Source organism: Halomonas sp. McH1-25 (assembly GCF_022348165.1).
GTDB lineage: Bacteria > Pseudomonadota > Gammaproteobacteria > Pseudomonadales > Halomonadaceae > Modicisalibacter.
Genome location: NZ_JAKRFI010000007.1, coordinates 168,324 through 188,168 on the forward strand (window position 1 = coordinate 168,324; position 19,845 = coordinate 188,168).

General features: G+C 63.8%; 16 protein-coding genes. 9 read left to right on the plus strand and 7 right to left on the minus strand.

Features of this window, described 5'->3' with window-relative positions; translation table 11 throughout:
* Positions 1 to 63 precede the first annotated feature (63 nt).
* A complete protein-coding gene (locus MHM84_RS17025; RefSeq protein ID WP_239267535.1) occupies positions 64 to 945 on the plus strand; it encodes a PHP domain-containing protein in 882 nt (293 codons plus the stop codon).
* 115 nt (positions 946 to 1,060) lie between these two features.
* Positions 1,061 to 1,684, plus strand: a complete 624-nt coding sequence (locus MHM84_RS17030; RefSeq protein WP_239267536.1) for an L-threonylcarbamoyladenylate synthase — start codon at positions 1,061 to 1,063, stop codon at positions 1,682 to 1,684.
* 67 nt (positions 1,685 to 1,751) lie between these two features.
* Here MHM84_RS17030 and MHM84_RS17035 read toward each other — a convergent pair whose 3' ends face one another.
* The 7 genes from MHM84_RS17035 to MHM84_RS17065 all read right to left on the minus strand — a co-directional run bounded on the left by MHM84_RS17035 (position 1,752) and on the right by MHM84_RS17065 (position 11,562).
* Positions 1,752 to 2,465, minus strand: a complete 714-nt coding sequence (locus MHM84_RS17035) for a response regulator transcription factor (protein WP_239267537.1) — start codon at positions 2,463 to 2,465, stop codon at positions 1,752 to 1,754.
* Positions 2,455 to 5,160 (minus strand): sensor histidine kinase KdpD, encoded by a 2,706-nt coding sequence (locus MHM84_RS17040; RefSeq protein ID WP_239267538.1) that lies wholly within the window; start codon positions 5,158 to 5,160, stop codon positions 2,455 to 2,457. The genes MHM84_RS17035 and MHM84_RS17040 overlap by 11 nt, the downstream gene beginning before the upstream one ends.
* A 10-nt stretch (positions 5,161 to 5,170) precedes the next feature.
* The gene (gene kdpC / locus MHM84_RS17045; RefSeq protein WP_239267539.1) at positions 5,171 to 5,776 is read right to left on the minus strand and encodes a potassium-transporting ATPase subunit KdpC; all 606 of its coding nucleotides are present in this window, start codon (positions 5,774 to 5,776) and stop codon (positions 5,171 to 5,173) included.
* A gap of 10 nt (positions 5,777 to 5,786) precedes the next feature.
* On the minus strand, positions 5,787 to 7,826 hold the full coding sequence (gene kdpB, locus MHM84_RS17050; protein WP_239267540.1) for a potassium-transporting ATPase subunit KdpB: 2,040 nt from the start codon (positions 7,824 to 7,826) through the stop codon (positions 5,787 to 5,789).
* A gap of 14 nt (positions 7,827 to 7,840) precedes the next feature.
* Entirely contained in the window at positions 7,841 to 9,559 is a 1,719-nt protein-coding gene (gene kdpA / locus MHM84_RS17055) for a potassium-transporting ATPase subunit KdpA (protein ID WP_239267541.1), read from the minus strand.
* A 200-nt stretch (positions 9,560 to 9,759) separates the two neighbouring features.
* Positions 9,760 to 10,662, minus strand: a complete 903-nt coding sequence (locus MHM84_RS17060; RefSeq protein WP_239267542.1) for an ion transporter — start codon at positions 10,660 to 10,662, stop codon at positions 9,760 to 9,762.
* Positions 10,663 to 10,698: 36 nt separating this feature from the next.
* Positions 10,699 to 11,562 (minus strand): CYTH domain-containing protein, encoded by an 864-nt coding sequence (locus tag MHM84_RS17065; RefSeq protein WP_239267543.1) that lies wholly within the window; start codon positions 11,560 to 11,562, stop codon positions 10,699 to 10,701.
* 102 nt (positions 11,563 to 11,664) lie between these two features.
* Between MHM84_RS17065 and MHM84_RS17070 the strand changes: the two genes are divergently transcribed.
* The 7 genes from MHM84_RS17070 to MHM84_RS17100 all read left to right on the plus strand — a co-directional run bounded on the left by MHM84_RS17070 (position 11,665) and on the right by MHM84_RS17100 (position 19,843).
* Positions 11,665 to 12,345: a TIGR00153 family protein gene (locus tag MHM84_RS17070; RefSeq protein WP_239267544.1), complete on the plus strand. Its 681-nt coding sequence runs from the start codon at positions 11,665 to 11,667 to the stop codon at positions 12,343 to 12,345.
* Positions 12,346 to 12,403: 58 nt separating this feature from the next.
* Complete coding sequence (locus MHM84_RS17075) at positions 12,404 to 13,675, plus strand: inorganic phosphate transporter (protein WP_239267545.1); 1,272 nt, start codon at positions 12,404 to 12,406, stop codon at positions 13,673 to 13,675.
* 119 nt (positions 13,676 to 13,794) lie between these two features.
* Positions 13,795 to 15,108 (plus strand): amino-acid N-acetyltransferase, encoded by a 1,314-nt coding sequence (gene argA / locus MHM84_RS17080; protein WP_239267546.1) that lies wholly within the window; start codon positions 13,795 to 13,797, stop codon positions 15,106 to 15,108.
* 845 nt (positions 15,109 to 15,953) lie between these two features.
* Complete coding sequence (locus MHM84_RS17085) at positions 15,954 to 17,459, plus strand: HAMP domain-containing sensor histidine kinase (RefSeq protein WP_239267547.1); 1,506 nt, start codon at positions 15,954 to 15,956, stop codon at positions 17,457 to 17,459.
* Between the two features lie 2 nt (positions 17,460 to 17,461).
* Positions 17,462 to 17,992 carry a hypothetical protein gene (locus MHM84_RS17090; protein WP_239267548.1) on the plus strand — a complete coding sequence of 177 codons (531 nt, stop codon included), beginning with the start codon at positions 17,462 to 17,464 and terminating at the stop codon, positions 17,990 to 17,992.
* 44 nt (positions 17,993 to 18,036) lie between these two features.
* On the plus strand, positions 18,037 to 19,395 hold the full coding sequence (gene glrR, locus MHM84_RS17095) for a two-component system response regulator GlrR (RefSeq protein ID WP_343218297.1): 1,359 nt from the start codon (positions 18,037 to 18,039) through the stop codon (positions 19,393 to 19,395).
* A gap of 94 nt (positions 19,396 to 19,489) precedes the next feature.
* Positions 19,490 to 19,843: a hypothetical protein gene (locus tag MHM84_RS17100; RefSeq protein WP_239267549.1), complete on the plus strand. Its 354-nt coding sequence runs from the start codon at positions 19,490 to 19,492 to the stop codon at positions 19,841 to 19,843.
* Positions 19,844 to 19,845 lie beyond the last annotated feature (2 nt).

The following is a 19,845-nucleotide window of genomic DNA, read 5'->3' on the forward strand; positions in this document are numbered from 1 at the left end:
CGAAGGGCGGGGCGCGCACCATGTTGCGCCTATTCTGACAAAGACGCCCGACGGCGTCATGCGATGATGCCACTTCCCGATACGTTCGACGATACTGCCCGCCTCGACCTGCACATGCATTCCACCGCCTCGGACGGCGCCCTGTCGCCGACCGAGCTGATGCAGCTTTGCCATGCCCGTGGCCTGAGCCATGTGGCGCTGACCGATCACGACACCGTGGCGGGGGTCGCCGAAGCCGCGACCGAAGCCGAGCGCCTGGGATTGCGCCTGATCTGCGCCAGCGAGCTGTCGGCACAGTGGCGCGGGGTGACGATCCATGTGGTGGCGTTACTGCCCGATGGCCCCCAGGGGGCACTGATCGACGGCTTCGAATCCCAGGCCCGGGCGCGCGATGCACGTGGTGAGGAGATCGCCCGGCGTCTCGAGGCCGTCGGGCTCGACGACGCACTGGCCCGGGCGCGCGAGCAGGCGGGCAGCGACCGGCCGCTGGGGCGGCCCGATTTCGCCCGGGCGCTGGTCGCCGCCGGGGTGGTGCCGGACATGGCCAGCGCCTTCAAGAAGCACCTGGGCGCCGGCAAGCGTGGCGACGTCAAGGCGCACTGGCCATGGCTGAGCGAGATCGTCGGTTGGATTCGCGATGCCGGCGGCGTCGCCGTGCTGGCGCATCCGCTACGCTACGGCATGACCCGCCGCAAGCGTGGCCTGCTGCTCGATGATTTTCTAGAAGCGGGGGGCGAGGCCGCCGAACTGGTCAGTGGCTACCAGAATCCCGACACGACCCGCGATCTGTCGCGACAGTTGCAGGAACGCGACATGTTCGGCTCGCTGGGCAGCGATTTCCATGCCCCCGGCGGCCCACTTGCGCCGGGCAGCATGAGCGAGGTGCCGCGCACGGCGTTGCTGCCGGTATGGCGCCATCCACGCCTGGCCGGCTTTGCCCGGTGACGTCGCAGTCGTCGGGAAAAGGGCGGGTCGACTAGGCTATAGATTGTCCGTCCTGGTTCGATGCCGTGCCTTGGCGGAGTGTGACCGATCAGGAACCCAATGCTTAGGAGTAGCGATGACCCAGTTCTTCCAGATTCACCCCGACAATCCCCAGGCGCGCCTGATCGACCAGGCCGTAGGCATCATCCGCAGCGGCGGGGTCATCGCCTATCCCACCGATTCGGGCTATGCCTTGGGCTGCCACCTCGGCGAGAAAAAGGCCATCGAGAAGATCAAATGGCTGCGCTCGCTGGATGACCGCCACAACTTTACCCTGGTGTGTTCCGACCTGTCGGAAATCAGCACGTACGCGAAGTTCGACAACGTCGTCTTCCGCATGCTCAAGAACCATACGCCGGGGCCCTATACCTTCATCCTCAACGCCACCAGCGAAGTACCGCGTCTGTTGCTGCATCCCAAGCGGCGCTCCATCGGTGTGCGCGTGCCGGACCATCGCATCACTCATGCACTACTCAAGGCGCTGGGCAGCCCGTTGATGAGCGTGACGCTGATTCCCGCCGACGAAGAGTTGCCGTTGACCGATCCGGAGGACATTCGCGAGCGCTTCGGCGCGCATCTCGAAGCGATCATCGATGGCGGCGCCTGCTCGCTGGAGCCGACTACCGTAGTCGACCTACGCGAACAGCCACCGACCATCGTGCGCGAAGGGCGCGGCGATCCGACGCCGTTTTTGTCCTGAGCCCCTAGGCTCAGCCTTGTATGGTGCAGCAGGGTCGGGCGCCATCGTCTCTGGCGGCGCCGATGGCTCAGGTGCCAGGGTCGGAGTCGATGACAAGGCGGTAACCGATACCGGGTTCGGTGATGATGAGCGTAGGTTTCTCGGGATCGTCGCTGAGCTTGTTGCGCAGCTTGCTGATGACGATCCGCAGGTAGTGCGTGTCGTGTTTATGGACGGGGCCCCATATGTCATTGAGCAGTTGGGTCTGCGTGATGAGTCGTCCGGGATACGTCGCCAGCATGGACAGGACGGCATATTCCTTGGGCGTCAGCTTGACGGGGGCGCCGGCCAGCGTGATGCGACGGTCGGCAAGATCGATGAGCAACTCCCCCGCTTGAAGCCGCTTGTGCACAGGTGAAGCATGGGTTGGAGTGCGCTGCCTCAGTGTCGCTCTGACGCGTGCGAGCAGTTCCTGAATGCCGAAGGGCTTGGTGATGTAATCGTTGGCGCCGGCATCGAGACAGGCCACTTTTTCGCTTTCCGACGCCCTGACCGAGACGACCATGACAGGGATATCGCTCTGCTCGCGGATGGCCTGGAGCACTTCCTGGCCATCGATGTCGGGCAGCCCCAGGTCGAGCAGCACCAGGTCCGGGCGCTCGCTGATGGCCTTGATCAGTCCTTCGCCCCCGCTCTCCGCCTCGATCACCTCGTAGCCCTGCGATGTCAGGCTGATCCGCAGGAAGCGGCGAATCTGCGTTTCATCATCCACGACCAGGATACGCTGCCGGTCAGTGCTCATTCTGGGACTCTTCCTCCAGGTCGGCATTTGGCGAATCGGTCAGCGGCAGGCAGATGAGGATACTGGTACCTGTCCCATTGGGGTTGCCTTCGGCACTGATCGTACCGCCATGCGCGCCGACCATGCCGCGACAAATGGCCAGCCCCAGGCCGCTGCCATGCCTGCCCCGGTCCCCTTCACCGCCCGTGAAGAACATGTCGAAAACCTGCTCCCGCAGGGGCTCGGGAATGCCGGGCCCTTCATCGCTGATACGAATGAGCAGATCGCTTCCCTGGCGTTCGCCGCGGATGACGATGCGTCCTCCGGGTGGAGAGAAGCGAATGGCATTCTCGATGACATTGACCAGAGCCTGCTCGATCAGCGCCGGATGGACGTACAGGAGTGGCAGGTCGGGCGGCCATTCCCGCTCGATGCCGATATGACCCAGGGCCGTCTCCAGCCGCTTGAGTGCAGCATTGACCAGATCGGCCAGGGTCACCCAGTCCCGCTCTAGCTTCAGCGTGCCATGGCCCAGTCGCGTCATGTCCAGCAAGTTCTGGATGTAGCGGTTCAGGCGCTCGCTTTCGCCCAGCACGCTGTCGAGCAACTCGCGCTTGTCGTCACTGGATAGTTGGACATCCAGGTCGCGTAAGGTGCTGGCGGCCCCGATGATCGAGGCCAGCGGCGTACGCAGATCGTGTGAGACGGAAGATAGCAGCGCCGAACGTAGCCGTTCGTTTTCCTCGGCCAGTCGTGCGGCGCCCAGGTCGTGGACCAGGCGCGTGCGTGCCAGGGCCATGCTCAACTGGTTGAGGAGCGTGTCGACCAGGATTTCCTGATCGTGATCCAGCGAGGCCTCGCGATCGGCCAATGCCAGCCCCACGACACCGAGAATGCTCTCTTTCTCGACCAGGGGAACGAATCGCCAGCGCTGGGTCGCCAGCGTCTGCGAGCCATGGCCGCTGGGACGCCGGTGATGCCAGGACCAGGCGGCCGCCTGCCGGGCAGTGTTGTCCAGGCCGATTTCGCCGGGATGCGATTCGGTAATCTGCAGATCGTCGTCCCCGGGCGTGCATTCCAGAAATACCACCGGGACCTCCAGCCAGTCCGCCAGCGTAGTGACGCCCGTGGCCCGGACGCTGGCATGATCGGCCGACGCCGAGAGGGCCCGGGAAAACTGAAGCAGTCGCTGCGTCTGGTCCCGGCTGGCGCGCAAGGCGATCAGTTGCCGGCGGGCCCGCCCCGCCAGTTGGCCGCCAATCATGGCGACCACGAAGAACAGAAAGACTGTCAGCAACTGGTTGCGGTGCACCATCGCCAGGGTATAGCGGGGTTCGGTAAAGAAAAAGTTGTAGATAAGAAAGCTCAGTACGGCGCTGAGCATGGCGGCACGCGTCCCGCTATACGCCGCCGTGATCAGCACCCCGGTAAGAAAGATCAGCGATAGGTTGGCAAGGTCCATCGCCTGATCGATAAGCAGTGATACGCCCAGCGTCAGAGGGAGCAGGGCCAGGGGAAGCAGCCATTCCCGGCGAGTCATGGCAGACCAGGGCCGGCTCGACAAGGCATGGCGCTTGCTGCGTTCGGTCTCGGCGATGATGACTAGGTCGAATTCCCGCGCTTCCTTGAGCAGTTGCTTGCCCAGCGAGCGATGCCAGAAGCGCCAGAGTGACTTTACGGCCCGGCCAATGACGAGTGTCGTGACGTTGTTGCGGCGTGCGTAGTCGAGCAGTTCCATGAGGCGGCTCTGGCCCGGCAGGACCACCATGTCGCCTCCCAGGCGTTCGACCAGTTGACTGCTCCTCTCGATCTCGAGACGCATCGTCTGGGATGGGTTGCCCGTGTCGACATGCACGGCCCGCCACGAGGCGCTACGTCGCTCGGCCAGTCGATGGGCGGCACGAATCAGGCTGGCATCCTCAGCCCGGCCGCTCAGGGCGACGAGAAGCTTGGGCCGCACCGGCCAGGGGCCTTGCTCGCCGCGCGCGCCCATGGAGTCGCGCACGTCGCTATCCACGCGTTCGGCCATGGTCTGCATGGCCAGTTCACGCAGCGCGGTCAGGTTGGCCACGCTGAAGAACCCGTCCAGCGCTGCCCGGGCCTGCTCCGGCACGTAGACCTTGCCCTGTCGCAGGCGCTGGATGAGTTCGTCGGGGGTCAGGTCGATCAGCGTGATGTCCCGCGCTCGCGCTATCAACGAGTCGGGAACGGTTTCACGCATGCGAATGCCGGTGACTCGGGCAACCGTGTCGTTCAGGCTCTCGATGTGCTGGACATTGAGGGTGGTCCAGACATCGATGCCGGCATCCAGCAATTCCTCGATATCCTGGAAGCGGCGTGGGTGGCGTCCGCCGGGAATGTTGCGGTGGGCCAGTTCATCGACGAGCACGATAGACGGCCTGCGCGCCAGGGTGGCGTCGAGGTCGAATTCCCGAAAGGTCCGCCCGCGATGCTCACGCTCGACAAGCGGGATGCGCTCGATGCCGTCGCATAGGCGCTCGGTTTCCTCGCGGCCGTGGGATTCGATGACACCGATCACGATTTCCTCGCCCTCGGCGATACGGTCCTGGGCGGTGCGCAGCATGGCAAAGGTCTTGCCGACGCCGGGTGCGGCGCCCAGGAAAACACGCAAGCAACCGCGCGCCTCTCGGCGCGCAGTTTTGAGCAGGGCATCCGGATCGGGACGTAAGGCCTCGTGGTTTCCCGCTCCGCTCATGGCATACCGGTCATTCGTCGGTCGGGCTCCGTTCGTTCAGGGCCCTTTCATTCAGGGCCAGGTTGAGGCGCAGGACATTGACGGCAGGTTCGCCCAGCAGCCCGGTGTATTCGGTCGCCGCCTGGATGGCGTTTTCGACCGCTGGCAGGGGCAGACCTCGCGCCTGGCTGACCCGGGGCGCCTGGGCCAGGGCAGCCGCCGGCGTGATATGCGGGTCGATGCCCGAGCCCGAGGCGGCCAGCAGGTCGACGGGAATCTCGCCCGCTGACAAGCCGTCTCTTTCCTGCAGTGTGCGGACCTCGTCCAGGGTACGCTCGCGCAATACGGGATTGCTCGGCGCCAGGTTGGAGCCGGCGGCGGCATCCGGCGCATAGTCCGCTGCCGAGGGCCTGCCATGGAAGTACTGGGCCCCCAGGAAGGGCTGGCCCACCAGCGTGGAGCCCACCACGTTACCCTGGGAATCGTACAGCAAACTGCCGCTCGCCTGATGGGGAAAGAGCAGGCCGCTCAACGTCGTGACAACGAAGGGATACAACAGGCCCAGCAGTACGGCAAGCACGACCATCAGGCGCAGCGAGGCCAGCAGCGAGGTGCGTGTCATCAATGAAGTGTTCATGGCTTGGCTCCTAGAACAGGCCGGCGATCATCACGTCGAGCAATTTGATGGCGGGGAAGGGCAGCAACAGCCCGCCGAGGCCGTAGACCAGCAGATTGCGGCGCAGCAGCCCGGTGGCCGAGGTGGCCTTGAAGCGCACGCCGTGCAGTGCGAACGGAATCAGGGCGGGAATGATCAGCGCATTGAAGATCACCGCCGCCAGCACGGCCGACTCCGGTGAATGCAGGTCGAGAACGTCCAGCACCTCCAGTGCCGGAATGCTGGTTGCAAAGAGCGCCGGCAGGATGACGAAGTACTTCGCCACATCGTTGGCCAGTGAGAAGGTGGTCAGCGCGCCGCGGGTGATGAGCAGTTGCTTGCCGATCTCCACGGCGCGCAGCAGCTTGCCCGGGTCGGAATCGAGGTCGACCATGTTGCCCGCTTCGCGTGCCGCCTGGGTGCCCGAGTTCATGGCCAGCCCCAGGTCGGCCTGGGCCAGCGCCGGGGCATCGTTGGTACCGTCGCCCATCATCGCCACCAGACGTCCGGAGGCCTGCTCCTCGCGGATGATCTCCAGCTTGCGCTCTGGGGTGGCCTCGGCCACGTAGTCGTCGACCCCGGCCTCCGCCGCGATGGCCGCCGCCGTGATCGGGTTGTCGCCGGTGATCATTACCGTCTTGACGCCCATCTCGCGCAGTTGGGCGAAACGCTCGGCGATGCCCGGCTTGATGACATCCGACAGGGCGATGACGCCGAGCAGTCGGCCTCCCTCGGCAACGGCCAGCGGCGTGGCGCCCTCGCGGGAAACGCGCTCGACCAGTCGCTGGTAGGTCGTGGGCACGTTGCCGCCATGGGTCTGGATGAATGTCGCGATGGCGTTCGGGGCGCCCTTGCGCAGTTGCGTGCCGTCGGGCAGGTTGACGCCGGACAGCCGCGTCGACGCCGAGAAAGGGATGAACTCGGCCCGCTTGTCCAGGGTCGATGTCGCGCCCTGATCCCTGGCGAGCGTGACGATGGAACGCCCTTCCGGGGTCGGGTCGTCCAGCGAGCACAGGTAGGCCACGTCGCGCAGCCGGCCGATGGCGACCTTTTCGCAGGGCGCGAATTCGGTGGCGTGGCGGTCACCCAGAGTGATTGTACCGGTCTTGTCGAGCAGCAGGGTGTCGATACTGCCGGCGATCTCGACCGCCTTGCCGGACTTGGCGACCAAGTTGGCGCGCATCGCCCGCTCCATGCCGGCGATGCCGATGGCCGGCAGCAATCCCCCGATCGTGGTGGGGATCAGGCAGACCAGCAGCGCCACCAGCATGATCGTCGATGGCACGATGCCGACGAATGCCGCCATGGGCACCAGCGTCACGACCACGATCAGGAACACCAGCGTCAGGGTGGCAAGCAGCACCGACAACGCCAGCTCGCTGGGCGTCTTCTGGCGACTGGCGCCTTCGACCAGCGCGATCATCCGGTCGAGCAGCGACTCGCCCGGGTCGACGCTGACTTCGATGACCAGTTCATCGGAGAGCAGCTTGGTGCCGGCACTGACGCCGCTGTTGTCGGTGCCCGCCTCGCGCAGGACGGGGGCGGACTCGCCGGTCACGGCGGACTCGTTGATCGAGCCGGCACCCTCGACGATCTCGCCATCGGCGGGGATCAGCTCGCCGGCCACGACCCTGACCCGGTCGCCGCGGCGCAGCGTATCGGCGGCCACCATGGCTTCGCTGCCATCCCTCTGCAGTTTGCGCGCCCTGAGCTGGCCGCGTGTGGCGCGCAGGCTGCCGGCATGGGCCTTGCCGCGGGACTCCGCCAGCGCCTCCGCCCCATTGGCGAACAATACGGTCGCCAGCAGGACCAGGGTCACCGCCAGGGCAAAGGCGATGCTCTCGCCTCTGGCCGCCGCCAGGCCGGTATAAAGGGCACAGACAAACGTGCCGATGCCGACCACGGCCATTACCGGATTGCGGGCCAGGGAGCGTGGTCCCAGGCGCAGGAAGGATTCCCTGATCAATTGGCCCCACTGGAAATGCCCTTCGGCGCGATGCGAAGAGTGATGAGTTTGGGTCGAGGTGGACATGGCGTCTTTTCTCCTCAGAAGCCGAATGTCAGCTGTTCCGCGACCGGGCCGAGCACCAGCACCGGGAGGAAGCCCAACAGGTTGATAATGACGATGACGCTCGCGGTCAGGCCGACGAAGGCGCCACTGTCCATGTCCAGACTGCCGCGCCCGGCGGGAGCCGTGCGCTTGCCGGCCAGCCAGGCGGCAACCGCCAATGGCGCGAGCATGGGCAGGAAGCGCCCGACCAGCAGGGCGATGACGCAGGTCAGGTTCCACCACGGCGTGTCATCGCCCAGCCCCTCGAAGCCGGAGCCGTTGTTGGCGAAGGCCGAGGTGTACTCGTAGAGCACCTGCGACAGGCCGTGAAAGGCCGGGTTGGAATTGCCGGCCAGGCCGGGCAAGGCAACGGCCAGCGCCGTCAGGCCGAGGATGACCAGCGGTTGGGCGAGGATCGCCAGCGAGATCCAGCGTATCTCGCGGGTCTCCAGCGGCTTGCCCAGCAGTTCGGGGGCGCGGCCGATCATTAGCGAACCGACGAAGGCTGCCAGCATGAGGTAGAGCAAATAACCGATCAGGCCAACACCGATACCGCCGAAGGTCACGTTGACGAACATGTCCATCAGCGTCACTGCGCCACCCAGCGGATTGAAGCTGTCGTGCATGGCGTTGACGGAGCCGTTGGAAGTCTGGGTCGTCCAGCTGGCCCACAATGCCGACATCTCCGGGCCGAAGCGCACCTCCTTGCCTTCCATGTTGGGGCTGCCGGCGGCGGCCAGACCCTCGAAAGCGGCATTCGGCATCTTCTCCGAGACGATCATGGCCGCCGTCGAGGCCAGCGAAAACGCCAGCATGACCGCGCCAATGCCCGTCATCAGGCGGCGTCGGCCCGTCATCACGCCAACGGCGACGAGCAGGGCGACGGGGAACAGCAGCAGGGATACGCTCTCGATGACGTTGGACAGCGGCGTGGGATTTTCCAGCGGCACGCTGGAATTGGGTCCGTACCAGCCGCCGCCGTTGGTGCCGAGCTGCTTGATGGCAACCATCGAGGCGACCGGGCCGCGAGGAATGACCTGGCTTTCGGTGACTGCACTGTCCAGCGGCTGTAGTGTCTGTGCACCCTGATAGGTACTCGGCACCCCCTGCCAGGCCAGCAGCAGGGCCACTACGGTGGCCACCGGCAACATGACGCGCAGTAGGGTCCGCACCAGGTCACGGTAGTAATTGCCTACGCCGACGGGCTGTACTGCCGTTTCGGAGAAACGCGCGACGCTCGCCTTGCTGAGCAGCACGCGGGCAATCGCCAGCAGCACCGCCAGGCCCGTGGCCGGCGTGACGAACTGCAGGGTCACGATGGCGAAGGTCTGGCTCAGGTAGGAAAGCTGTGCCTGCCCCGAGTAGTGCTGCTGGTTGGTATTGGTGGCAAACGACACGGCCGTGTGCAGGGCGGTGTCCCACGGCATGCCGGCAACGCCGTCGGGATTGAGCGGCAGCAAACCTTGTGCCATGAACACGCCCCAGGCCAGCAGAACCAGCAACAGGTGCAGCTTGAGGACGGCCCAGGCATAGGCCTGCCAGGTCATCGTGCGCTGCGCATCGATGCCGGCCAGACGATAAAGCATGGACTCGAAGGGGCGAAAGAGCCCATCCAGAGGCGCCTTTCGGTCATCGTTCAGGGAGCGGGCCATGTACAGGCCCAGGGGAAGCGCCAGTCCGATGACCAGCGCATGGCAGAGTATGACCTCGTTCATCGCCGGCCTCCTAGAATCGTTCGGGCCACAGCAGGGCGGTGAACAGATAGGCGCCGACGGCGAAGGAAAGGATCAACAGCAGGATTTGCATAGCCTTGGCTCCAAGGGGGAGAGGTAAGCCAAGGCTAGAGAGAGCGGGCGTAAAAAATCGATGTCGTTATACGGGCACCGCCGTAAAAGTTTCGTAAATCGTGTGGTGGCTAGGTGTCGGTATCGGAGCTGTCCGATGGCGGTTCGCTGAGCGCCCTGTCTACCTTGCGTGGGTCGGGTCGCTCCTCGTCGAGCCAAGTGCCGCAGCGCAGGCAATAGCGGGCCTTATGCTCGTGACGGTCGTAACCGCAACCCGGACAGGCCTCGTTGGAATAACGCTCTTCACGGATTGAGCGAATCACCTCGGCGGAAAACACGCCCGTGGGTACGGCAATGATCGAATAGCCAATGAGCATCAGCATGACCGTGATTCCTTGGCCTAGCGGGGTTACCGGCACAATGTCTCCATACCCTACCGTCGTCAGGCTGACGATAGCCCAGTAAATGGAAATGGGAATGCTGGTAAAGCCAGCCTCGGCTGGCTCGAGCAGATACATCACCGAGGCAAAAATCGTTACCAGCGTGAAAATGCTGAACAAGAATAAAATTATCTGATGGAAGCTGCGTTTCAGTGCATCGATCAGAAGCTGCCCTTCTCCGACGAACTGCATCAATCGCAAAATTCTGAAAATCCTTAGAACCCGCAACAAGCGAACGACGAGAATCGACTGGCCACCAGGGATCACCAATGCGAGCCAAGTGGGCAATATCGAAATCAGGTCTATCAGGCCAAAGAAAGACCCTAAATACCTTAAAGGACGCTCCAGACAGTAGAGGCGTAGGGCTAACTCAAGCGTAAATAATAGAGTGAAGCCCCACTCGGCGAAGTAAAAGATGTCTCCAAACCGGGCGTGATATCTATCGACACTATCAAGTATGACGACTAGGACACTGGCCAGAATCGTTACGATTAGGGCAATGTCGAAGGATTTAGCGGCTCGAGTGTCCGATTCGAAGATGATCTGAAATATTCTCGTTCGAATACCGACACCTGCGGGTCGAAGCTGTGGCAAATCGGACTCCTGTCGTTTTGCGTGGCATTGCAAGATTCAAGCGGGATGCAGCGCTGCCTGCAAGGCCAGGCTGTGCTGACCGAAGGCCAGCGTCAGCCAGCTCTCCCGGCTCAGGGCATCGGCCAGAGCGCGGGCATGCTGTTCCACGTCGTCGGCCTTAGCTGTCTGAATCAGCGTATCCAGCTCGGAGCGCGCCTGATCGAGAAACGCGGGCTGGCCGCTGTCGCGGTAGGCGTCCAGGTACAGGATGGCCCGGTCGAAGCAGCTCGCTGGCGAGTCGTCACCTGCCGGCACATGCCAGCGATTGTCACACAGTGCGCCACCGCGTGCCGCCTTGCTGGCATTGGCCGGGCGCAGGGCGATGTCTTCGGCCAGGCGGCGGGCCAGTCGCCACAACGCGGTAGGCTCGCCCGCTTTGAGCTCGAGTTCCAGTTCGTCGATGGCCACGCGCCGTTCACCGGCACGGATCTCGCCACGGTCGAGTGCCACCTCGATGCGTGCGCCTTCGTAGTCGATCAGCCAGGCCTGGCGCTCGAAATCGGTGGTGAAGCGTGGCTGCAACGCCTGAAGCACATCGCGACCCAGCGTCTGCATGGGCGGCAACGCCGTCAGCCCCTCGAGATCCAGCGCATCGCCGTCGACTTCCCACTCCCATTCGCCCCGCGCGGAAAGACCGCCACTGCCATGCCCCGCGGTCTTCAGTGTCTGCAGGGTGCGCTCGGGGGTGCGGCGCAGACGCAGCGCCACCCTGGCGGCTTCCAGGTCGCCTGCCGGCGTGTCGTAATAGGTGTTGGCCAGTCGCTTAGGTTGTGCAGACGTTTCGCCGAGTGCCGGGTGGCGAGACAGCTTGTCGGCTTCGCCAGGCGCCAGGGCCAGTTTGAGTTCGATTTCTTCAGCCATGCGGCAATATGTCCGTTCGATGACAGGTGAATGATTTTTTCATGACGTCGGCCAGGCCAATCACTATACTGACGCCGCCATTCCTAACATACGAATGACGCTATGGTGACTTCCAATCCGTTTTCCTCGCTGTTCGGCCGTTCGCCGTTTCAGCCGCTCCTGGCACACATCGTCAAGACCAGCGAATGTGCCGACCAGCTGCTTCCCTTCCTCGATGCCGCCATGGCCGGGGACTGGGAGGAAGCCGCCAGGCATCGCGAGGCAGTGACCCACCTCGAGCACGAGGCCGATCAGCTAAAGACCCAGCTGCGTCTCAACCTGCCCAACACCATGTTCCTGCCGGTGTCGCGTTCCGATCTGCTGGACCTGATCAGCGTACAGGACAAGATCGCCAACCGGGCACGCGACATCACCGGCATCATGCTGGGTCGCTGCATGAAGGTGCCGCCGGCACTGGCGCCGCCGATGCGCGACTACCTGACGACCGCCGTGGCCGCCGTCGCCCAGGCGCGCAAGGCGCTGGAGGAGATGGACGATCTGCTCGAGTCCGGCTTCGGACGCAACGTCTCGGATCTGATGCAGAACCTGATTCGTGAACTCCACGATCTGGAGCACCAGGCCGACGAACAGGAAATCGCCATCCGTCGCCAACTGTTCGATCTGGAGTCGCAGTTGCCGCCGGTGGATGTGATGTTCCTCTACAAGATCATCGACTGGATCGGGGATCTGGCGGATCGCGCCGAGCGTGTCGGTAGCCGCCTGCAAATCCTCACCGCTCGCTAAACCCGAAATGCCCTCGGCATTTCGGGTTTTTTAACGTCACTCATAAAGAACCTTGCCTATGTCCATCATTGCGCAATACGGCGACGTATTCATCATTCTCGCCTGTGTTTTCGGTTTCTTCATGGCCTGGGGCGTCGGTGCCAACGACGTGGCCAACGCCATGGGGACTTCCGTCGGCTCCAAGGCGATCACCATCAAGCAAGCCATCATGATCGCCGTCGTCTTCGAGTTTCTCGGCGCCTGGCTTGCCGGGGGGCAGGTCACCGATACCATCCGCAAGGGCATCATCGACCCGACGCTGCTGACCGAAGACCCTCATCTGTTGGTCTACGGCATGCTGGCTTCGCTGCTGGCGGCCGGCCTGTGGCTGCTGATCGCCTCGGCCAAGGGTTGGCCGGTCTCGACCACGCACTCCATCGTCGGCGCCATTGTCGGCTTCGCCATCGCCGGGCTGGGTGTGGACTCCGTGGGCTGGCCCAAGGTAGGACAGATTGCCGCCAGTTGGATCGTTTCGCCGCTGTTGGCCGGGACCATCGGCTATGTCCTGTTCCGCTCGGTACAGGTGTTGATCTTCGAGAGCCGCGATCCGTTCGCGGCCGCCAAGCGCTACGTGCCGGGCTACATCTTCCTGGTCGGCTTCATCATCGCCATGGTGACGCTGGTCAAGGGCCTGTCGCATGTCGGCCTCGATCTCAGCTTTATCCAGAGCTTTTTGATTGCGGTCGTCATCGGCATCGCCATCATGGTGCTGGGCATCCTGCTCGAGAACCGCATCGGGCGTGGCAAGAAAGGCACCGGTGACAGCTTCGACTTTTCCGGTGTCGAGCGGGTGTTCGGCGTGCTGATGATGTTCACCGCCTGTGCCATGGCCTTCGCTCACGGCTCCAACGACGTCGCCAACGCCGTCGGCCCCTTGGCGGCGGTGGTCAGCGTGGTCCAGTCGCACGGCCAAGTGGGTGGCGAAGCGATCCTGCCGTGGTGGATCCTGGTGCTCGGTGGCGGCGGTATCGTGGTCGGCCTGGTCACCTACGGCCACCGCGTCATCGCGACCGTGGGCACCGGCATCACCGAACTGACGCCCAGCCGCGGCTTCGCTGCCACGCTGGCGGCGGCGACCACCGTGGTGTTGGCCTCGGGCACCGGCCTGCCGATCTCGACGACGCATACGCTGGTCGGCGCGGTACTCGGCGTGGGCCTGGCGCGCGGCATGGCGGCACTCAACCTGCGCGTGCTCGGCACCATCGTCATGTCGTGGCTGATCACCTTGCCCGCCGGCGCCGGCCTGTCGATCCTGTTCTTCTTCACTTTCAAGGGCATGTTCGGCAGCTAACGCCTCGAACAGGCGACGCTGATGACAAGGCGGGGCCCTTCGGGTGTCCCGCCTTTTTGCCGGCTCTGCTATAGTCGCCGTTTCACCCCTTCGTTCACCGTACTGCCGGAGTGCAGGCCTTGGATACGCGCTTCCCCTTCGTCGACTGGTTCCGCAACTCCTCGCCGTACATCAACGCCCACCGCGGTCGCACCTTCGTCATCCTGATCGAGGGCGAGGCCATGGCCAATGGACGCGGCGACCAACTGACCCAGGACTTGGCCCTGTTGCAGACCCTGGGCGTGCGCGTCGTGGTGGTCTACGGTATCCGCCCGCAGGTCAATCGCGTGCTGGAAGAGGAAGGTGTCGTGGTGCAGCGCCACGCCGGGCGCTGGGTCGCCGACGCCGCCATCATGCGTTGCGTCGAACGGGTCGCCGCCGAGCAGCGTCTGTGGCTGGAGGCGCGACTGTCGCTGGGCTTGCCCAATACGCCATTGCACGGGGTCGAAGTGACAGTGGTGTCGGGCAACCTGGTCATGGCCAAGCCGTTGGGCGTGCGCGATGGCATCGACTACGACCGCAGCGGTGAAGTGCGGCGGGTCCGCGCGCAGGCCATCGAGTCGCTGCTCGATCGTGGCACGCTGGTGGCCTTGCCGCCGCTGGGGTTTTCCAGCACCGGCGAGGTCTTCGACCTGAACGCTTCCGATGTCGCCCAGCATGCGGCGATCGCGCTCAAGGCCGACAAGCTGATCCTGCTCGGCGAAGCTCAGGGCCTGCACGACGTGAGCGGCCAGCTGCAGCGCCAGTTGACCCCGGCCGAGGCCGAGCCGCTACTGCGCGATGCCGACCCGGGCAGCGAGCTGGCACGTCACCTCAGTGCCGCCTGCGAGGCGGCGCGACATGGCGTGGGGCGCACCCACCTGCTCAGTTGGCACGATCACGATGCATTGCTCGGCGAGCTGTTCACCCGCGACGGGGTGGGCACGATGATCACCCAGCACCGCTACGAACAGCTGCGGCCGGCCGAACTCAGCGACGTGGCAGGCCTGCTGGAGCTGCTGCGCCCCCTCGAAGAGCGCGGCATGCTGATCGAGCGCTCGCGCGAGCGTCTCGAGCACCAGATCGATGACTACATCGTCATCGACCGCGACGGCATGATCGTCGGCTGTGCGGCGTTGCACCCGTTTCCCGAGGCGCAAATGGGCGAGCTGGCCTGTGTGGCGGTGCATGTCGACTACCGGGGCGGTTCGCGCGGTGCGCTGCTGCTCGCCGAGGTCGAGCGTCGCGCACGCCGGCAGGGGCTGACGTCGATGTTTGCGCTGACCACCCACACGGCGCACTGGTTCTTCGAACACGGCTTCGGTCTGTCCACTATCGACGTGCTGCCACCGCTCAAGCGCGACGCTTACAACCACGCCCGCAAGTCGAAGGTCCTGCTCAAGACCCTTGCCTGAGTCGCTCGCCTGTGCGGCATGGCCCACTGTCGCCGCCTTTCTCGGTCATTGACCTCGTTGTCGCTAATCCAGTACACGCTAATTGGCTGATCTGCTTGGCTATTTTAGTTTTTTCTCAATATGTGTCGGTAAGCGGCGACGAAAAAAGCCATATGCATGCCCGTTTTTCGCCTCATGCCCGAGTTGCAGGTAACCTGGCATAAAAGTAGCTTTCGTAAACTACTGTTTTTTAATGGGTATATGGAAGCTTGGCACGCCTATCGCAATAGTTAGGACGTGAGCAAGCGGGAAGCGGTTCAAACGGCTCGAGCCACTTCCCGACTGTGCAGGCAAAGAAGTCCCATACGTTACGTGTGCCGACCTCGATCCTGCCAGTAGCGTCTGCTCCACGCGATGTGTGACTTAGGTTGCGATGAGACAGGTACGGCCTGGCGGCAAGGAGAGTACCTAAGGGCAAGGACGCCCCGGCAAGGATGCCACCACCCCCTTCGGGGGGACCCATTGCGATGCGACGCCAAGGCGGCGCATCCACAGGACGAAGCCGGCGGTGCGACCGCCACAGGTGAAATCGCCAGTCCCTGGAAGATGTCGACGCGATTTCATGGCTTCGGGGCCTTCAGGGCCCGATCTGAGCGCTCATGCCGTCTGTCCAGGCAGACCCCAGCGAGAGCTCACTTGACCCTTCAGTTCCCTGCGTACCTTGGGCCGGCTATGCCGGCCCTCTTTTTTTACTGCAGGTTTTTGTAACGTAGGACGCCATTCATAGGGCTTGGGACGGCGATAACTCTGTTATGCTGTGCGGATAGGACATGACGCTTACCTTCTTCCTGCATAGAACCGTTATCATGACCTCCCAGGTCTCACGCCGCTGGCGCCCAAGATCTCTACTGCAACTGGTCCTGCTGGCCTTTCTCGTGGTGATGTTGCCCATCGCCGTGCTGATGTTCCAGGCGGGGCAGGCCCTATCGGAACTCTCGATCCTGGCGGATATCAGTGCCCGCCAGGCGGTGGAGCAGACCCGCCGTGCGCGGGAGCTTTCCAACCTGGCGCTGGAAATGGAGCGTAGTGCACGGCAGTATGCCGTGGTCGAACAGCCGGGGTTGATGGATATCTTCTCGGCCAAGCTGGGCGAGTTCGCCACGCTGCTCGATGCCCAGCGGCGCCTGCTGCCGGACAACCAGGATATTCGCGCCCTGCAGGGGCAACTGCAGTCGTTCTCCGACCTGCCGACGCTGACGGCCGCAGAGATCGCTGAGCGTCTCGATGAGTTCACCAGCTTCGCCGAGCGGACCAGCGCCGTGCGCGATGCCACCAACCTGTATATCGACAACCGTATCGAGGGCATCAGCGCGCAGGCCAGCGAGGTGCGTCAACGCTTATGGCTGCAGACCGCCGCTCTGGTCTCCGCCAGTCTGGCACTGATGCTGCTGTTTACCTGGCTGATCATCCGCCCGATTCGCCAGATCGAGCGTCGCATTCTCAACCTCGGCACGGGTGTGGAGCCGGCCTCCGCACAGCTCATCCAGGGGCCGGCGGAACTGGTCAATCTCGGTGAGCGCATCGACTGGCTGTCGGCTCGTCTGGCCGAGCTCGAAGCGCAGAAACAGCAATTCCTGCGTCACATGTCGCATGAGCTCAAGACGCCATTGGCCAGTGTGCGTGAAGGCACCTCGCTGCTTTCCGACGGTGTGGCCGGCGAGCTGTCGCCGCGTCAGCTCGAAATCGTCGAGCTGATCGACAACAGCGGGCTGGAACTGCAGCGCCTGATCGAACAGCTGCTCGACTACAACCTGTTGCAGCACAACCAGGTGGTCAATAATGACCTGTTCGACGTGTCGATACTGATTCAGGACGTTCTCAACAAGCACCGCCTGGCGCTGGACAAGAAGGGCATGCAGGTATCGGTGTCCGCGTTGCCCATCGACTGGAGCGCGGATCGCGACCGCACGGCGCGTATCGTCGACAACCTGGTCTCCAACGCCATCGCTTATGGCGAAGACGGGGGGCAGCTCGAGCTGCGTGCCTATCACCGGGGGCCCACGCTGGCGATCGAAGTGGCCAATAGCGGCGAGCCGATCGATGCGGCCGACCAGGAGCGCCTGTTCGAAGCGTTCTATCAGGGACGTGCACGCCGCAAGGGGGCGATCAAAGGCTCGGGCATCGGCCTGTCGGTTGCCGCGGACTGCGCACGGGCCCAGCATGGCCAACTCACGCTGGTCGACGACCCTGCCATGGCAGTGTGTTTCCGCCTGACCTTGCCATGGAGCGGCGACAGTGTCAGCGATAACGATAAATGGCTAGAACATAGCATGCCGACATTAAGTTCGGACCGTACCGACGCAAGGAACTGAACATGAAGACATTGCCTCTACTGGCCAGCCTGCTGGCCATTTCGCTTTTGGCGGGGTGTCAGGCCCTCAACCCGTCGGCTAACGATCCCTTCGACATGGCGTCGTCGGATTGCCTGTCCGACGTTCCCGACTTGCAGGACACTGCGTGTCTGCTCGAGTCCTGGGTCGATTTCGGCCTGGCCGCCCAGCGCGCAGACGACGCTTGGCGCGAGCGGACCCTCGAGCGTGTCGAGGGCGAGCTGGCCAGCGAACGTCTGGCGCGTGCCGTGGTCTACTCGTGGGACGATTCCAGTCATTGGGACGACGCTGCGGAGCTGTTCAAGGCCGACCTGGCATTGGCGCCGAGCCGCCTTCAGCCGCTGCTGCGTCAATGGCTGAATGGCTTGGAGGCCCGCCGCGAGCTGGCCAGCCGGGTCGATCAAAGCGAGGCCGCTCGCCGACAGGTCACGCGCGAGCGTGACGAGCTGGCCCAGAAGCTCGACGCATTGACCGAAATCGAACAAAGCATCAATTTGCGCAACCAATCCCCCTGACGCAGTCCGTGGGGAGTAACGCCAGTGCGCCTAGGAGTCGAAACGTGAAGCAAGCCGCCCATATTCTGCTAGTGGATGACGACGTCAGCCTGCTCAAGTTGCTGGGGATGCGCCTGGAGAGCCGGGGCTATCGCGTGACCACGGCCGAAAGTGGGCGCGAGGCGCTGGACAACCTGGAGCAGACCCGGCCCGACCTGGTGCTTTCCGACCTGCGCATGGACGAGATGGACGGCATGGCGCTGTTCCAGCAGATCCAGAAGCGCATGCCGGGCCTGCCGGTGATCATCCTGACCGCGCATGGCTCGATTCCCGATGCCGTCAGCGCCACGCGCCAAGGGGTGTTCAGCTTCCTGACCAAACCGGTCGACCGCGACGAGCTGTTCGGCGCCATTGCCGATGCGCTTCGCCAGACATCGAATGCCAGCACCGATGGCGACGACGCCTGGCGGGCGGAAATCATTACGCGTAGCCCGCATATGGAGCGTGTTCTCGAACAGGCGCGCATGGTGGCCGGTTCCGACGTCAGCGTGCTTGTCACCGGCCCCAGTGGGTCGGGCAAGGAGCTGCTCGCCAACGCCATTCACCGCGCCAGCCCCAGGGCCAAGAAGCCGTTCGTGGCCATCAACTGCGGGGCCTTGCCGGAGCAGCTGCTGGAAAGCGAGCTGTTCGGCCACGCCAAGGGCGCCTTCACCGGGGCGATCAGCCAGCACGAAGGCCTGTTCCAGTCTGCCGATGGCGGCACGCTGTTCCTCGACGAGATCGGCGACATGCCGCTGACGTTGCAGGTCAAGCTGTTGCGCGCACTGCAGGAACGCCAGATTCGCCCGCTGGGGTCGACCACCTCGATTCCCATCGATGTGCGTATCATCTCGGCCACTCACCGCGATCTCGACAAGGCGATGCAGGAAGGCGATTTTCGCGAGGACCTGTTCTACCGGCTCAACGTCGTCAACCTGCGCCTGCCGCCCCTCAAGGAGCGTGCCGAGGACGTGCCGCTGCTGGCCAAGCATCTGGTCACCCAGGCTGCCGCGCGTCACAAGCCGTTCGTCAAGGGCTTCTCGCCCGAAGCGCTCAACCTGCTCGCGTCAAGCGCCTGGCCGGGCAACGTGCGCCAGCTCGTCAACGTGGTCGAGCAGTGCGTGGCGCTGACCAGTGCGCCGATCATTCCCGAAGCGCTGGTGTCGCAGGCGCTGATGGCCGAAGAGAATGCCTTGCCCTCGTTCAATGAGGCGCGTGCCGGCTTCGAGCGCAGTTACTTGATCAAGGTACTCAAGATCACCGAAGGCAACGTCACCCAGGCGGCACGTATCGCCGGACGCAACCGTACCGATTTCTACAAGCTGCTCGGACGCCACGACCTGGAGCCGAGCACCTTCAAGCCCGGCGCCGAGCAGCCCGGGTGAGACGATACCCTCAGGCCCGGCCCGGACTGGCGGGCTCGAAGTTCCCGGGGAATCTTCTCTATAGTGAATAGGGAGCGCACGACAAGGAGGTAGTATGTCAGCACGTACAGGAATGCGAGGTATCGGTCTGGGAGCGGCACTGCTCATGATGACCACCACGGCATCCGCCGGGACGGCCATGGCCATCGAGAGAACGCCCAGGGACGACCAACCGCTGGTCGAGGAATGCCGCCAGCTCGCCATGGAGCATTCAGGCCATGATCTGGAGCACAAGGAGATCAAGGACAGCAACCTGCCGGAGTATGTGCCTGGAGAGGAGTTCGAGTTGCGAGTCAGCTTCCTCGGCCACGGCAATACCTTTCATAACGTGACCTGCCAGATCGACGAGCAAGGTGAGGTCTCCTACAAGGACGCCACTCAGGAAGGCCTGCCCAGCCTGGGAAGCTGAAC

Coding starts and splice junctions, on each gene's coding strand:
- MHM84_RS17035 (WP_239267537.1), bottom strand. CDS start 2,465: ATGAGCACTGACCGGCAGCGTATCCTGGTCGTGGATGATGAAACGCAG.
- MHM84_RS17040 (WP_239267538.1), bottom strand. CDS start 5,160: ATGAGCGGAGCGGGAAACCACGAGGCCTTACGTCCCGATCCGGATGCC.
- MHM84_RS17085 (WP_239267547.1), top strand. CDS start 15,954: ATGACCTCCCAGGTCTCACGCCGCTGGCGCCCAAGATCTCTACTGCAA.
- MHM84_RS17100 (WP_239267549.1), top strand. CDS start 19,490: ATGTCAGCACGTACAGGAATGCGAGGTATCGGTCTGGGAGCGGCACTG.
- MHM84_RS17070 (WP_239267544.1), top strand. CDS start 11,665: ATGGTGACTTCCAATCCGTTTTCCTCGCTGTTCGGCCGTTCGCCGTTT.
- kdpB (WP_239267540.1), bottom strand. CDS start 7,826: ATGTCCACCTCGACCCAAACTCATCACTCTTCGCATCGCGCCGAAGGG.
- MHM84_RS17090 (WP_239267548.1), top strand. CDS start 17,462: ATGAAGACATTGCCTCTACTGGCCAGCCTGCTGGCCATTTCGCTTTTG.
- MHM84_RS17075 (WP_239267545.1), top strand. CDS start 12,404: ATGTCCATCATTGCGCAATACGGCGACGTATTCATCATTCTCGCCTGT.
- MHM84_RS17025 (WP_239267535.1), top strand. CDS start 64: ATGATGCCACTTCCCGATACGTTCGACGATACTGCCCGCCTCGACCTG.
- MHM84_RS17065 (WP_239267543.1), bottom strand. CDS start 11,562: ATGGCTGAAGAAATCGAACTCAAACTGGCCCTGGCGCCTGGCGAAGCC.
- kdpA (WP_239267541.1), bottom strand. CDS start 9,559: ATGAACGAGGTCATACTCTGCCATGCGCTGGTCATCGGACTGGCGCTT.
- MHM84_RS17030 (WP_239267536.1), top strand. CDS start 1,061: ATGACCCAGTTCTTCCAGATTCACCCCGACAATCCCCAGGCGCGCCTG.
- kdpC (WP_239267539.1), bottom strand. CDS start 5,776: ATGAACACTTCATTGATGACACGCACCTCGCTGCTGGCCTCGCTGCGC.